General features: G+C 40.4%; 16 protein-coding genes. All 16 read left to right on the forward strand.

Annotation, left to right across the window (positions count from 1 at the left end; genetic code table 11):
* Nucleotides 1-108: 108 nt before the first annotated feature.
* The 16 genes from hisH (at nt 109) to T344_RS0114800 (ending at nt 14,677) form a co-directional block, all read left to right on the forward strand.
* Complete coding sequence (hisH, locus tag T344_RS0114725) at nt 109-717, forward strand: imidazole glycerol phosphate synthase subunit HisH (RefSeq protein ID WP_027629351.1); 609 nt, start codon at nt 109-111, stop codon at nt 715-717.
* Nucleotides 718-730: 13 nt separating this feature from the next.
* Nucleotides 731-1,438, forward strand: coding sequence for a 1-(5-phosphoribosyl)-5-[(5-phosphoribosylamino)methylideneamino]imidazole-4-carboxamide isomerase (gene hisA / locus T344_RS0114730; RefSeq protein WP_027629352.1), 708 nt, complete (start codon nt 731-733; stop codon nt 1,436-1,438).
* Nucleotides 1,439-1,591: 153 nt separating this feature from the next.
* Nucleotides 1,592-2,353, forward strand: a complete 762-nt coding sequence (hisF, locus tag T344_RS0114735; protein WP_027629353.1) for an imidazole glycerol phosphate synthase subunit HisF — start codon at nt 1,592-1,594, stop codon at nt 2,351-2,353.
* A 104-nt stretch (nt 2,354-2,457) separates the two neighbouring features.
* A complete protein-coding gene (hisIE, locus tag T344_RS0114740) occupies nt 2,458-3,102 on the forward strand; it encodes a bifunctional phosphoribosyl-AMP cyclohydrolase/phosphoribosyl-ATP diphosphatase HisIE (RefSeq protein WP_027629354.1) in 645 nt (214 codons plus the stop codon).
* The gene (locus T344_RS0114745) at nt 3,103-4,515 is read left to right on the forward strand and encodes a tetratricopeptide repeat protein (protein ID WP_027629355.1); all 1,413 of its coding nucleotides are present in this window, start codon (nt 3,103-3,105) and stop codon (nt 4,513-4,515) included.
* A 222-nt stretch (nt 4,516-4,737) separates the two neighbouring features.
* Nucleotides 4,738-5,022: a co-chaperone GroES gene (gene groES / locus T344_RS0114750; RefSeq protein WP_004627274.1), complete on the forward strand. Its 285-nt coding sequence runs from the start codon at nt 4,738-4,740 to the stop codon at nt 5,020-5,022.
* A gap of 37 nt (nt 5,023-5,059) precedes the next feature.
* On the forward strand, nt 5,060-6,691 hold the full coding sequence (groL, locus tag T344_RS0114755) for a chaperonin GroEL (protein ID WP_027629356.1): 1,632 nt from the start codon (nt 5,060-5,062) through the stop codon (nt 6,689-6,691).
* A gap of 269 nt (nt 6,692-6,960) precedes the next feature.
* Nucleotides 6,961-7,464 (forward strand): DUF6106 family protein, encoded by a 504-nt coding sequence (locus T344_RS0114760; RefSeq protein WP_027629357.1) that lies wholly within the window; start codon nt 6,961-6,963, stop codon nt 7,462-7,464.
* A 150-nt stretch (nt 7,465-7,614) separates the two neighbouring features.
* Nucleotides 7,615-9,120: an IMP dehydrogenase gene (locus tag T344_RS0114765; RefSeq protein WP_027629358.1), complete on the forward strand. Its 1,506-nt coding sequence runs from the start codon at nt 7,615-7,617 to the stop codon at nt 9,118-9,120.
* A 379-nt stretch (nt 9,121-9,499) separates the two neighbouring features.
* Nucleotides 9,500-9,976 carry a transcription elongation factor GreA gene (gene greA, locus T344_RS0114770; protein ID WP_004627255.1) on the forward strand — a complete coding sequence of 159 codons (477 nt, stop codon included), beginning with the start codon at nt 9,500-9,502 and terminating at the stop codon, nt 9,974-9,976.
* A 126-nt stretch (nt 9,977-10,102) separates the two neighbouring features.
* Entirely contained in the window at nt 10,103-11,605 is a 1,503-nt protein-coding gene (lysS, locus tag T344_RS0114775; RefSeq protein WP_027629359.1) for a lysine--tRNA ligase, read from the forward strand.
* Nucleotides 11,606-11,642: 37 nt separating this feature from the next.
* On the forward strand, nt 11,643-12,554 hold the full coding sequence (locus T344_RS0114780) for a hypothetical protein (RefSeq protein WP_027629360.1): 912 nt from the start codon (nt 11,643-11,645) through the stop codon (nt 12,552-12,554).
* A 91-nt stretch (nt 12,555-12,645) separates the two neighbouring features.
* Complete coding sequence (locus tag T344_RS0114785; protein ID WP_004627351.1) at nt 12,646-12,963, forward strand: STAS domain-containing protein; 318 nt, start codon at nt 12,646-12,648, stop codon at nt 12,961-12,963.
* 79 nt (nt 12,964-13,042) lie between these two features.
* Complete coding sequence (locus T344_RS0114790; protein ID WP_004627257.1) at nt 13,043-13,432, forward strand: ATP-binding protein; 390 nt, start codon at nt 13,043-13,045, stop codon at nt 13,430-13,432.
* 3 nt (nt 13,433-13,435) lie between these two features.
* Entirely contained in the window at nt 13,436-14,182 is a 747-nt protein-coding gene (locus T344_RS0114795; RefSeq protein WP_027629361.1) for a SigB/SigF/SigG family RNA polymerase sigma factor, read from the forward strand.
* 72 nt (nt 14,183-14,254) lie between these two features.
* Nucleotides 14,255-14,677 (forward strand): ATP-binding protein, encoded by a 423-nt coding sequence (locus T344_RS0114800; RefSeq protein WP_034861650.1) that lies wholly within the window; start codon nt 14,255-14,257, stop codon nt 14,675-14,677.
* The last annotated feature ends 918 nt before the right edge of the window (nt 14,678-15,595 follow it).

Genomic DNA, 15,595 nt, shown 5'->3' on the forward strand with positions numbered 1-15,595 from the left:
GATTCAATCAGAAGCAACTGGTACGCGAGTACAACTTCATGAAATAAGATGCACAGTTAAAAACAATTGCGGTACATTGTCAACAGAGGTTATGATTGGAGAATAATTATGATTGCTATAATTGACTACGGCGTAGGAAACCTTGCAAGCGTAAACAAAGCTTTCAGCTTTATAGGAGTGGAGTCGGCCATAACTTCCGATCCGGCAGAAATACTTGCTGCCGGCAAGGTTGTTCTGCCGGGCGTAGGCGCCTTTGCAGATGCCATGAACAGTCTTGAAAAGACAAATATGATTTCTGTCATAGAAAAGGTAGTGGAAAAAGGCACTCCGCTGCTGGGCATCTGCCTTGGAATGCAGCTGCTTTTCGACTACAGCACCGAGGGAGGGGACAGGGTTCCCGGCCTTGGCCTGCTCAAAGGCAGCGTAACGCAGTTTCCTTCGGATATGGGACTGAAGGTTCCGCACATGGGTTGGAACAGCCTGAGTATAAAGCAGGGAGAAGGTATATTCAAAGGAATCAGGGAAAACAGTTATGTGTATTTCGTGCACTCTTATTATCTGACAGCAGCCGACAGCAGCCATGTTGCGGCAACCTGCAATTACGGAATTACATTTGATGCCGCCGTAGCAAAGGGCAGCGTAATGGGAACGCAGTTCCACCCCGAAAAAAGCGGAGATGTGGGACTTGATATACTCAGGAATTTTGCGGTACTGTAGGAGGTTGCTCATTATGATAATATATCCTGCGATTGATATAATAAACGGAAAATGTGTAAGGCTGCAGCAGGGTAGCTACAGCGAGGTAACGGTTTTCGGAGACAGTCCGGCGGAGATGGCTCTCAAATGGGAAAGCCAGGGAGCACAGTATCTGCATGTTGTGGATCTGGATGCGGCGCGGTCGGGTAATACCGAGAACCATGGAATAATAAAGCAGATAGCAAAAACTCTGAGAATCCCGGTGCAGGTAGGCGGCGGCATAAGGAGCCTGGAAACCGTTGAAGATCTTATTTCAGGCGGCTTGAGCAGAGTTATACTGGGGACCTCGGCAGTTAATGATCAGGAGATGCTTAAGACAGCTTTGAAGGAGTACAGGGAAAAAATAGTTGTAGGAATAGATGCAAAGGACGGAATGGTGGCCATACACGGCTGGGAGCAGACCAGTGACCTGTCTGCAATAGCTTTTGCAAAAAAGGTGGAGGAGCTGGGTGCCAAAACTGTAATATATACCGATATCTCAAGGGATGGCATGCTCAAGGGGCCAAATATCCAGGCCATGAGCCAGATGGCAAAAGCTGTCGGAATAGCTGTGATTGCCTCGGGGGGCGTAAGCTGTATCAAGGATATTTCAGATCTAAAAACCACAGGCGTAAGCGGTGTAATTGTAGGGAAAGCATTGTATACAGGGAATTTGGAACTGAAAGCTGCTATAAAGGCATAAGACCGCAAGCGCTTTTTGGTGGCCTTTTTAGTGGTATTATTTGTGTATGCACTGTGTGCAGAGGGTCAATTAACCTCCTTTATTCGCCTTATAGCGGATGAGGGAGTGAAGAGATTTTATTACATTTTGTGACTGCAGTGCGGGGAGGTTAATATGCTGACAAAGAGAATTATTCCGTGTTTGGATGTACACGCAGGAAGAGTGGTAAAGGGCGTTCAGTTTGTTAATATCATAGACGCAGGAGACCCTGTGGAGGCCGCGGCCTTTTATGATAAAGCCGGCGCCGACGAACTGACCTTTCTGGATATCACAGCCTCCTCCGACGCCAGGAACATAATGGTGGAGGTGGTCAGCCGGGTGGCCGAGCAGGTCTTTATTCCCTTTACCGTAGGCGGCGGCATAAGGACGGTAGAGGATTTCAGGCAAATACTCAAGGCCGGAGCCGACAAGGTGGGAGTCAATTCGGGGGCACTCAGGAGGCCGGAGCTTATATCCGAGGCAGCCTGGAAATTCGGCAGCCAGTGTGTTGTGCTGGCCATAGATGCCAAGGGCCGGCCGGATGGTTCGGGCTGGGATACCTATCTGAACGGCGGCAGGGTAAATACCGGAAAGGATGCGGTCCAGTGGGCCATCGAAGCAGAAAAATTGGGCGCGGGGGAAATTCTTCTGACCAGTATGGACCGGGATGGTACAAAGGACGGCTATGATATCGAACTTACCAGAACAATTTCGGAGAATGTAAAAATACCTGTAATTGCTTCGGGCGGTGCAGGCAAGCTGGAACACTTCAAAGAGGCACTGGTTGGCGGGAAGGCTGATGCAGTACTTGCGGCATCACTTTTTCATTTCAGAGAAATGGAAATCCGCGATTTAAAAAGATATTTGGGTAGTAATGGAATAGAAACTAGACTATAATAGATAGATGTGTAAATAATCAACGAAACATTCCGGTGCAGTGGCCGGTGAAAAAATTGAACATAAAACAAGCTGTAAGAATAAAAATGTATGGAGGCGTTATGGTGGGAAATTTAAAGGACTCGGTTAAATTTGACGATAAAGGGCTTATTCCGGTTGTTACACAGGATTATAAGACAAAGGAAGTACTCATGGTTGCATATATGAACGAGGAGGCTTTTGATAAGACCCTGGAGACCGGCAAGGTCACATACTACAGCCGCAGCCGCGGCAAGCTGTGGATAAAGGGTGAGACTTCAGGCCATTTCCAGCTTGTTAAGTCCATAAAACTTGACTGTGACGGAGATACACTTCTCATTGAAGCCCAACAGATTGATGCGGCCTGCCATACCGGCAATAAGACCTGCTTCTTCAGAACACTCACAGACGGTGAATGGACCGAAACAGCACCGGAGGCCGAGGAAGAGATATCAGCAAGGATCCTTCAGGAGGTTTATGACGTTATTGTTGACAGAACAGTTCATCCAAAGGAAGGATCATATACAAATTACCTGTTTACAAAGGGACTTGATAAGATACTAAAGAAAGTCGGAGAAGAAGCTGCAGAGGTAATCATAGCTGCAAAGAATAAATCCAGGGAAGAAATAAGGTATGAAATTTCCGATCTGATGTATCATCTTATGGTTCTAATGGTTGAAAGAGGCGTTACTCTCGAAGATATATATGGTGAATTAAAAGGACGTAGATAAGTGAAAAATAATATCCTGAGTATAAGTGAATATAGAAATAATCCTGAATTTTATTTTTCAAAGGGATTAAGACTGGCTAATAAAAAAAATCTAAGCGAGGCATACCGGAACTTGATGAAGGCTTTGGAGCTGGAACCTGACAACAGTGAGTATAAGTTCAATATGGCTTGCTTTTTGTCTGAACTCCAACGCCCCAGGGAAGCTAACAGGCTGTTCAATGACATATTGACAAACTTTGATCCTACAATGTTCGACTGTTTTTTTGGTTTGGGCTGCAATAGCTTCGAAGTGGGAAACAATGAAAAAGCTGCCGAGTATTTTGACAAATACCTTTATTTTGATGCCGAAGGCGAGTTCAGCTATGAGATTTCGGAGATGGCCTTTTATTTAAAGCTGTACAGCGAAGTCTCACATAACAACAAGTTTCTTAAGACATCTGCAACAAATCTTAAAAAGGCTCAGACATATCTTAAAGAAAACAATACTGAAAAAGCTGTCGGTTGTCTTTACAAAGCAATCCGGGCAAATCCGTTCAATGTGGAGGCCAGAAACCAGCTGACACTGGCTTTAATGGAAAAGCAGCAGTTTATCCGGGCAGAATATATCAATTCTACCGTAAATATTATTGACAGTGAAAATATTTGGGGGAACTGTCTGAATATTTACCTGTTATCCAGGTCGAAAAGGAAGGCTGCATTCAGGCGTGCTCTTGAAATTCTCCCTTACCGTCCCATAGAAAACAGGGATGAACTGCTTTGTGCTGCAACTGTGCTTATGGTATTCGATAAAACCGAAGAACTGGTCAAGCTTGTGGAAACATATGCTGTTGAATACAGTGACCGGCTGGTTTATTCAGTCCTGATGCTGGCGTACATAATTACCGGCAGACGTTCCAAAGCATTGGAATTATCCGAAATGATAAACGTTTATACGGCAAATTGCAGTTCACTGGCAGATTGGGTCAGCTACATCACTGATGAGAATAACCGGGGACAAATTGCAGACAATGTTGTAAAAGAGTATACAAACCTGTTCTGCGTAAATCAGGAATCCATAAAGTCCAGATACGATGCCGGCAGGCATTATGACCTGTTAAGGGATAGAGGACCTGATAAGATAAAACTCCCCAAAAAATATGCACCAATAATTGAAGGCGCCCTGAGAAACAGGGAAATAATGTATAGCAGTTTGTACAAAAAGGAAATAATCAGTATATTGATTAAGGCTGTCCAGGATTTGAAACAGCCGATCGAACCCTTCAACGGGAGCTATGATATGTATTCTGCAGCGCTGGAATACTCGTACTGCAGGTTATTTCATATAGAAATGGAAAAAGGGGAAATTATACTTAAGTATAAAATTACTTCCGGGTTATTAAATGATGCACTCAAGGTTTTGAATATATCTTTCTGAATTTTTTATTAACCAATAATAAATAATACGGAAAAATGGAGCAATTGGAAGAAAAATATAGATATCAATAGCAAGAATGGGTTATATGGCAGAATATAGCTAATTTCATTCAAAAAAGATATTTGATTATATTTTAACCAATATATAATATAATAAATGTAATTAGCACTCGTTAGTAGTGAGTGCTAACAAATGTTATAAAAATTTCGAGGAGGTAAAACAATGAAGATAAAACCATTAGGTGATAGAGTAGTTATTAAAATGCTTGAAAGCGAAGAAACTACCAAGAGCGGAATAGTATTGCCAGGCAGCGCGAAGGAGAAGCCACAGGTTGCTGAAGTTGTTGCTGTTGGTCCTGGAACAGTTGTTGACGGAAAAGAAGTCAAAATGGAAGTTAAGGTTGGAGACAGGGTTCTCACCAGCAAATATTCCGGCACAGAGGTAAAATTTGACGGCCAGGAATATACTATACTGAAGCAGGGCGATATCCTTGCAGTTGTTGAATAATATTAAGTTGAATAATATTAATAGGAGGCAATAGAACATGGCAAAGGAAATAAAGTTTGGTGAAGAAGCTAGACGTGCACTTGAAAAAGGTGTTAATCAATTAGCTGATACCGTTAAGGTAACTCTTGGACCTAAGGGTCGTAATGTTGTTTTGGATAAGAAATTCGGAGCACCGTTGATAACTAATGATGGTGTTACCATAGCCAAGGAAATAGAACTCGAAGACAAGTTTGAAAATATGGGTGCGCAGCTGGTTAAGGAAGTTGCTACAAAGACCAATGATGTTGCAGGTGACGGTACTACTACCGCTACTCTTTTGGCACAGGCAATAATCAGAGAAGGCATGAAGAATGTAGCTGCCGGTGCAAACCCAATGATATTAAAGAAGGGTTTACAGAAAGCAGTGGACATAGCTGTTACCGGAATTAAGGAAAACAGCCAGAAAATCAAGGGGAAGGAAGACATCGCAAGAGTTGCTACAATTTCAGCTAATGATGATGTGGTAGGAACACTTATTGCAGATGCTATGGAAAAGGTAACTAACGACGGTGTTATAACTGTTGAAGAATCCAAATCCATGGGTACTAACCTTGAAGTGGTTGAAGGTATGCAGTTTGACAGAGGATACCTCTCAGCTTATATGGTAACCGACACCGAGAAAATGGAAGCAGTTCTCGATGATCCATATATACTTATCACCGATAAGAAATTGACAAATATTCAGGATATCCTCCCTATTCTCGAACAGATAGTTCAACAGGGCAAGAAACTGTTAATAATTGCTGAAGATATTGAAGGAGAAGCTCTTACAACCCTTATCGTCAACAAATTGAGAGGAACCTTCACCTGTGTGGCTGTCAAGGCTCCGGGCTTTGGCGACAGAAGAAAGGAAATGCTCCGTGATATAGCAGTACTGACAGGAGGAGAAGTTATAACTGAGGAATTGGGTCTTGACCTTAAGGAAACTCAGATTACCCAGCTTGGCAGAGCAAGACAGGTAATAGTTCAGAAAGAAAACACTATTATTGTAGACGGTGCTGGAGACCAGCAGGAAATCAAAAACAGAATCGCTTCAATCAAATCACAGATTGAAGACACAACTTCAGACTTTGACAGAGAAAAGCTGCAGGAAAGACTTGCAAAGCTGTCTGGCGGTGTTGCTGTAATCCAGGTTGGTGCTGCAACTGAAACCGAAATGAAAGAAAAGAAATTGAGAATAGAAGATGCTCTCGCAGCTACAAGAGCTGCTGTTGAAGAAGGTATCGTAGCAGGCGGCGGAACAGTATTGATAAATGTAATACCTGATGTTGCAAAATTGCTTGATACAACTTCAGGCGATGAAAAGACCGGTGTTCAGATCATATTGAGGGCATTGGAAGAGCCTGTAAGACAGATCGCAGCTAATGCGGGATTAGAGGGCTCAGTCATAGTTGACAAGATAAAGGCAAGCAACAAGGGTATTGGTTTTGATGCTCTTAATGAAAAGTATATCGATATGATAGAAAGCGGTATCGTCGATCCTGCAAAAGTTACAAGATATGCACTTCAAAATGCGGCATCAATAGCATCCATGGTTCTGACAACTGAAAGTCTGGTTACCGACAAACCTGAACCGGAAGCTCCGGCTATGCCCGGTGGAATGCCAGGCGGAATGGGCGGCATGTATTAACAGTCCTGGATTCAAATAAGAATAAAGAGGGTGGCAGAGCGAAAAAAGCCATCCTCTTTTATTTTAATCATTTAAAATATGATTAATTTTTTTTAATTGCATGATGAAATTGTAAATAATTTTAAAATTAATAATAAATCCTAAAAATAATACTTGCTATTATTTCAGTAATTTATTATTATGTATAAAAAGCTTAGATATATATATAATATTTTAAGCCAAGCGCAAGTTTATTGGAGTATAGAATAAACTTCTCAGGAGGGGTATGCGTGGATATATTTTTGGAGAAAATTGTAAGACGTAAGAAAACTGCAGTTGACGGTGTGGTAATTGCCAGTATTATTTTATCTGCACTGATCATCATAATGTTTGTAGGCTCATTGCCGTTTCTGGCGGCCTTTTCACCCTTAATAATAGTGGGAATAGGTTATCTCGGGTATATTTTTATCAGAAACAGGAACGTTGAATACGAGTACATTGTGACAAACGGTGATCTTGACATAGATATGATAATAGCCCAAAGGAAAAGAAAGAGAGTTTTTTCGGGAAACTGCAAGGATTTTGAAGTGGTTGCCAAAATGACCAGCGGGCAATTCAACAATAATACAGACAGCATAAAAAAGCGTATCAATGCTGTTACAACCATGAATTCTCCCGATGTATACTTTCTTACAACAGTAAAGGACGGAAGCAAGGTGCTGGTATTTTTTGAACCTCATCCCAAAATGATAGAGTCTTTCAAAAAATATATTCCAAGAAAAGTATTTGAATAAACTAAAGTAGATAATAAGGCAGATGGCAGCATTACAGCCATTTGCCTTTTAAATAATGATAAATAGTGCTGGAGATGTTCAAACGGTATCCGGTATTTATATAATTTTATAACACATATTTATTATTCCGATCAAGGAGGATTTTGGAAAATGGCGTATTTTTATAGTGAACCATCCAGAACATTCAGTGAATATCTTCTGGTTCCCAATTTAAGCACCAAAGAATGCATGCCGGGAAATGTGGATTTGAAAACACCCGTCGTTAAGTTTAAGGCCGGTGAAAAACCGTCTTTACAGCTAAATATACCTGTAGCCTCAGCCATAATGCAGTCGGTCTCGGACAACAATATGGCAATCGCATTGGCAAGATGTGGCGGTATATCATTTGTATACGGATCACAAACTATCGGAAACCAGGCCGAGATGGTGAGGAAGGTAAAGAAGTACAAAGCGGGCTTTGTTGTCAGCGACAGCAATTTGAGCCCTGACAATACGCTGAGAGATGTGGTGGAAATAAAAGAAAGAACAGGCCATTCCACCATAGCAATTACCGAGGATGGAACACCTACCGGCAAGCTGGTGGGAATAGTTACAAGCAGGGACTACAGACTTAGCAGAGCCTCAATGGATCAAAAAATTCACGAGTTCATGACTCCATTTTCACAATTGATTTACGGACAGGAAGGCATCACCCTTAAAGAAGCAAATGACATGATCTGGGAGCACAAGCTGAACTGCCTGCCTATAATTGACAGCGAACAAAAGCTGGTGTACCTGGTATTCAGAAAAGACTATGACAGCCACAAGGAAAACCCGAACGAATTGCTGGATCAAAACAAGCGTCTTGTTGTGGGGGCAGGCATAAACACCCGCGATTACAAGGAAAGAGTTCCTGCACTGGTTGATGCCGGCGTGGATGTGGTATGCATAGACTCCTCGGATGGATACAGCGAGTGGCAGTCCGACACCATCAGATGGATTAAAGAGACCTACAATGGCGAAGTCAAGGTGGGAGCAGGCAATGTAGTTGACAGGGAAGGCTTCAGATACCTGGTAAATGCCGGAGCCGATTTTATCAAGGTAGGTATCGGGGGAGGCTCAATTTGCATCACAAGAGAGCAAAAAGGCATAGGCAGGGGACAGGCTTCATCAGTCATTGAGGTTTCAGCTGCCAGGGATGAATACTTTAAGGAAACGGGCACATATGTTCCGATATGTTCCGACGGCGGGATTGTGCATGATTACCATATTGTGCTTGCACTTGCCATGGGGGCGGACTTTGTAATGCTCGGAAGGTATTTTGCCAGATTCGATGAAAGTCCTACGAGAAAAATAAAAGTCGGCGGAAATTTTGTTAAGGAATACTGGGGTGAAGGCTCAAACCGTGCAAGAAACTGGCAGAGATACGATATGGGCGGAGACTCAAAGCTGGGCTTTGAAGAAGGCGTTGATTCCTATGTGCCTTACGCAGGAAAGCTCAAGGATAACCTTGACACTACCATACACAAAGTGAAATCAACCATGTGCAACTGCGGGGCACTTTCGGTTTCAGATCTTCAGCAGAAGGCAAGGCTCACACTTGTATCGGCCACAAGCATCAAGGAAGGCGGAGCCCATGACGTTATCCTGAAGGATAAGGAATTGTCCTCATCGTGATTTATATAAACTCTTAAAGTTAGGTCTAAAAGAAAGTAAGGTGCATATTCTAATATATATCTTGAAGTACAATAGTATATATCGAAGTATAAATTGCACTGCTGTTTTTTGAAGACTTCAAAGAAAAGAGCAATAATGCTGGATTATACAGGATACAAAGGTTATAATTGCCTGTAAAATATTGGTGAAAGGCTTCTTGACATTATTTTATATGTAATTTATAATTAGTTAGCAATATGGCTGACCTACGGCTTAAAATTTTTTCTATATTTGTGAAATATTATGGATATTACAGCATGATTATGGAGATAAGATAACAGGATACTTTAAATTATGCTAGGTTAGCAGAAAAAATTAACGGTAAAGGAGAGGGCTTCAAATGTCAGCAAAAGAAGTCGTTTTAACCTACGAAGGCTTAAAAAAATTAGAAGAAGAATTGGAATTCCTCAGAGGAACAAAAAGAAAGGAAGTTGCCGAGAGAATTAAACAGGCACTTTCATTTGGAGATATATCGGAAAATTCGGAATATGATGAAGCAAAGAATGAACAGGCACAGGTGGAGGGAAGAATCGTCCAGTTGGAATCAATGCTTAAGCATGCCCGACTGATAGATGAGGATGACGTAAAAACAGATGTGGTCAGTTTGGGATCAAGAGTCAGGCTTTTCGACGTGGAATTTGAGGAGGAAGTGGAATATCTGATAGTCGGTTCCACAGAAGCAAATCCGCTGAAGTCGAAGATTTCAAATGAATCGCCGGTGGGAGCAGCTTTAATGGGACACAAGGTAGGAGAAATCGTTGAAGTCCAGGTTCCTGATGGAGCAATCAAATTCAAGATTTTAGAGATTTCCAAGTAGTTTATATAATTTTAATTATGTGTTGCCACTAAAAGCTAAACTAATATATAATTATACTGACAGTTTACATTAAAAATGTAAACTGTTTTTTGTAATAGATTACAATAGAGATTGCTGGAGGATATAATGTCGGAAGAAAATATGCAGGTTAATGAACAGAATGAAGAACAGGATTTAAGTGAAATACTCAAAGTACGCCGTGCAAAATTAAAGGATTTACAGGATAAAAACAATGATCCTTTTAAAATAGTCAAGTATGATGTGACAGATTCAACTCAAAATATATTGGATAATTTTGAAACTCTGGAAGGCCGGAACACATCCATAGCCGGAAGACTCATGTCCAAAAGAGGAATGGGTAAGGCAGGTTTCTGTGATTTGCAGGACAGGGACGGCAGGATACAGCTCTACGTCAGAAAGGATGAAGTAGGCGACGAAAGCTATGAAATGTTTAAAAAGTATGATATAGGCGATATTGTCGGGGTAAAAGGTGAGATATTCAAAACCCATATGGGACAGATATCAATAAAGGTAAAGGAAGTTACACTGTTGTCGAAATCCCTTCAGCCCCTGCCTGAAAAGTGGCACGGTCTCAAAGATACGGATTTGAGATACAGGCAAAGGTATGTTGACCTTATTGTAAATCCTGAAGTGAAGAATACTTTCATATTAAGGAGCAAAATAATAAAGTCAATCAGAAAGTTCCTTGACGACAGGGGCTTCCTTGAGGTAGATACGCCTTTATTGAATACAATTCCGGGCGGAGCTGCTGCAAGACCGTTTATAACTCATCACAATACACTGGACATAGATATGTACCTGAGAATTGCTCCGGAGTTATATCTTAAGAGGCTTATTGTCGGCGGTATGGAAAAAGTATATGAAATGGGAAGAATGTTCAGAAATGAAGGTATGTCCATTAAGCATAATCCTGAATTCACCATGATGGAAGTTTATGAGGCATACACTGATTACAAGGGCATGATGGAACTTACCGAAAATCTTATATCTACAGTTGCCATGGAAACTCTGGGAACTACAAAGATAATGTATCAGGGACAGGAAATAGATCTGACTCCTCCCTGGAACAGACTTTCAATGATAGAAGCAGTTAAAAAGTATTCGGGAGTTGACTTTGACAGCATTAAGACTGACGAAGAAGCAAAGGCAGCTGCAGAAGAAAAGAAAGTCCATGTAAAACCGGGAATGACCCGGGGTGAAATTTTAAACCTGATGTTTGAAGAGTTCGCTGAAAGCAATCTTGTCCAGCCAACCTTCATATATGATTATCCAGTTGAGGTTTCTCCTCTCACAAAGAGAAAGCCTGGTCACCCTGAATTAACCGAACGTTTCGAGTTCTTTATAACAGGACGTGAGATGGGTAATGCATATTCTGAACTTAACGACCCTGTAGATCAGAAGGAGAGATTTGTAAATCAGGTCAAGAAAAGGGATTCGGGCGATGAAGAAGCCAATATGATGGACGAAGATTATGTTACGGCACTGGAATACGGGATGCCCCCTACAGGAGGCTTAGGTATAGGAGTGGACAGACTTATCATACTCTTAACCGATTCAGCGTCCATAAGAGATATATTACTGTTCCCGACAATGAAGCCGAGAGAATAGCTTAAATTAATGTAGGGATGTGCTAGGGGGGATTGGTTTGAAGTATACTTTACAGGAAGCCAGAAAAATATTAGGCGTTACTAAGGCCTCATCTAAAGATGAAATTGAAAAAAAATATGATGTGGTACTGAAAAAGTATAAAATTATGAAGATGGATGGCACTCTGGACGACAATGCAGAGGCTGAATTCCGGAAGTCCACTGATGCTTACAGAGTGATAATGGGATATGAAGTGGAGGAGCCAAAGGTTGAGAAAAAGGAAACCTATACGGATAAGGCCTTTGAAAAGGTAGGTATCGACAGGAAGAAGGCCGACAACTTTTTCCACTATCATAAATACCATATCCTCATCGGAATAGTTGCGGTAATATTGATAGTTTATTCCGTATATTCCATCGTAACCCGGGTAGAACCTGATATAACAATCGGTTTACTGGGGGAAGTAAACTATGAGTCACAGGACAAATTTAAAGAAAAAATAGTTGAAAACATCCCTGAAATAAAAGAGGTAGCGGTAGATTCTGCCGTATTGTCAGGTAATCATAACGATCAGCAGTCATACGCCTATTTGCAAAAAGCGGTAGTACTTATTTCAGCATCAGATATAGATTTATATCTGGTTAATAAGTATGCTTTTGACAATTATGCAAAAAATGGAGCATTTATGGCTCTGGATGATGTGGCAAAGGAGCTTGACATCGATGTGTCAAAAAGTGAGTCCCTGAAGCTGCGGGTGGTTGACGAATGGGAAGATCCCGCAGGTCCCACAGACCAGCCAATACCTAAAACCTATGCAGATGCCGAGCCACGACTTTACGGAATTGATGTATCCGGCAGCGAGTTTTTTAAAGATATTGATGTAATTGGTCCTGAAAAAATACTGGTTGTGCGCGTTCAACCCAAGAACTATGATTTGGTATTAAAACTGATAAAACTTTTTACAAAGTGACATAAAGGTTATATGATAGATATAAAGAACTGTCGGACGCTCAATTGCTAATAGTAAGATCATGAAATTATTATTGATGGGGGGTATTAGTATGGAATGCAGTGAATTTAAAATAACTAAAGAATTGGTTGGTGACAAGACCTGTATTTTTCTTTCGGGTGAGATTGACATCTACACATGTCAGACATTTAAGAGTGAGCTGAATGAAGTAGTCAACACATTCAAAGGTGACTTATATATAGACTGCAAAGAACTGTCATATATTGACAGTACGGGTCTTGGAATACTGGTAGGCGCTTTGAAAGAGATCAGGAAAGATAATAACAACATCTATATTTGCAATTTAAAGGATAACATAAAAAAACTATTTATAATTACCGGATTGGATAAATTATTTAAAATAGATTAATTTTAAGTTTACATTGCTCAATCATGGGTACACATAAAATGTGTACCTATTTTTTGATAATAAAAGAAGGAGACTATATATGAGTAATAATATAGCTTGCGACAATGTTGCACTTGTTTTGCCTTTAAAAAGAGAATATGTAAGTACTGCGAGACTCACGGCATCAAGTGTGGCTAACAGAATAGGTTTTAATATCGACGAGATAGAAGATATCAAAGTAGCAGTATCTGAAGTTTGCAACATCATTTTAGCCAGAGAAGCGGATGAAATAGGCCAGTACAGGATATCCTTCAATATCAGGGGAAATGTCCTCGAGATAATGTTTACCGGTGAAAGCATCCAATTTAACTGCTTTAAGGAAGCTCTTGACAATGAATATGGTCTGTACATCATGAAAGCGCTTATGGATACTGTAGAGCTTTGTAATGATAATAATTCCATAGTTATGACCAAAAAGATCGGAGTATAGCTTATGGAAAAAGTTAATAGCAGTATTGAGGTCATGGAGGAGGCTGAACTGTTCTTACATTATATTGATACAAAAGATGTGAGCTACAGGAATGCAATAGTATCCAAATATATAAATCTGGCTGATTTTCTAGCAAGGAAGTTTATTAACAGGGGCGTCGACTACGATGACATATATCAGGTGGCATGTATGGCACTGATTAAGGCGGTGGACAGATTCAGCCCGGATAAGGGAGTTAAATTTGTAAGTTTTGCAACACCTACCATATTGGGCGAAATCAAAAGGTTCTTCAGAGATAAAAGTACATCTATCAAGATACCGAGAAGACTTTATGAAGCCAGGCAGGGTCTTAACAAAGCCCGTGATGAATTGACCCAGGAGTTGAAACGGGTGCCTAGAGCAGATGAAATAGCAGCCTTTATGGGAATAAGCGTAGAAACCGTACTTGAAATAATTGAAGCAGGAAGCTCAAATTCAATTAAGTCTCTTGACCAGAGTATTTATCAGGATAATGAAACTGATTTAAGTGATACCTTGGGATATGATGAAAAAACATATGAAAAAATTGAGAACAGGGATTTCCTTGAAAGGACACTGAAATTATTCGGTGAGGTAGAGCGTGACTTCATAAGTTTAAGATATATGCAAAATCTGACTCAGAAGCAGATTGCCGAAAAGTTCGGAGTATCACAAATGTACATCTCGCGTTTGGAAAAAAAGATTCTGGATAGATTCCGTACTTTACTATAATATTAATGCACTTGTTTATATACATAAATACTGGGTATTAATATTATTATTCTAAACTAGGTGGGTGTAATTGTGAAAGCTGTAACTTATGCCATCAAACACGATATAAAAGGCCTGGCCTGTTTGATTAAAACAGTGCTAAAGGTTATTCAGACCGAGTATCTGGTAAGTGAGGATACTTTATTTGAAATCAGGGTTATACTAAATGAGCTTATCGTCAACGCTATCTGCCATGGAAACAATTGCGGAGATGATAAGGGAGCTTACGTGACCATAAAGATATTTAACGATTCATATCTGTATGTCTGCGTTAAGGATGAGGGCTGCGGGTTCAATCATAAAGTTGACTTGCAGAAGTTAGGCGACTATGTTGAAGAAAAGAACAATTCCTTCAATGAACACGGGAGAGGACTAATAATAGTTGAACAGCTCAGCGATAAGCTGAAGTTCAATAAATGCGGAAACAAGGTATCGATAATAAAAAGCCTGAGGTGACGGCAGGAGCTGCCGGACAAATATTAAATCCAAAGATTGGTGGAGAACCACTGATCTTTTTTATATTTATATATGTTTATATAAAGCTGCAGGAAGGCCGCAGAATAAAAAACGTATACGCTAGAAAACGGCAGAACTCATTAGAACATATGCATATAAGTGATTTATTTTCTTATAATTACCTAAAATCACATTTTAATCGCCAGTTTACCCTTGACAATAAAAACAACATTATGTTAGTATATATAAGCCGTCGCAAATACTGATGACACCAACTTAAAGGTCTGACAAGCTGTAAAAGCAGCTGAAAAGAATTTTTAAAATAAGTGTTGACACAAGTAAAACGACGTGATATCATAATTAAGCTGCTTGCGGCAAGCGAACAGCAAAAACCTTGAAAGCCAGCGGTAATAGTGCTTTTAAGGTATCAAGATGATAGATGCGAGGCAGAACAATGATTCACAATGTGAATCATCGGAAGATGAATTTCGAGCAGCTGAGCTTATACGATAAGTGAGCAGCGCAGAATATGAAATCTGACGCAGTAATGTGGTATCTAAGGTTGATTTCAAAGTGGTAGATACAAGTAGTACAAGGAAGACGAGTCTCGAGTAGCGGAATTTACAAAGGTAAATGAGCAACGCAGAGTACGAAGTCTGACACAGTAATACGAAGTATATAACACTTTGAGAAATGGACTTTGAAAAGTAAACAGTGACAAATACATGCAAATGTAATGTAAAGGAACTCGAAAAATTCCGAAATCGCATAGCGATTTCAAAATTGAGTAACTTGCGAACTTTACAACCTGGTTTTTGGAAACAAGAACTAGAAAAAAAGTCAGCAATTTTAAATGAGCATGCTGAATAAAATTCAGCAGTCAAGCTTGTCAAATAAGTTAATTGTGCAGCAGATTTT

This window comes from Ruminiclostridium cellobioparum DSM 1351 = ATCC 15832, assembly GCF_000621505.1.
Classification (GTDB): domain Bacteria; phylum Bacillota; class Clostridia; order Acetivibrionales; family DSM-1351; genus Ruminiclostridium; species Ruminiclostridium cellobioparum.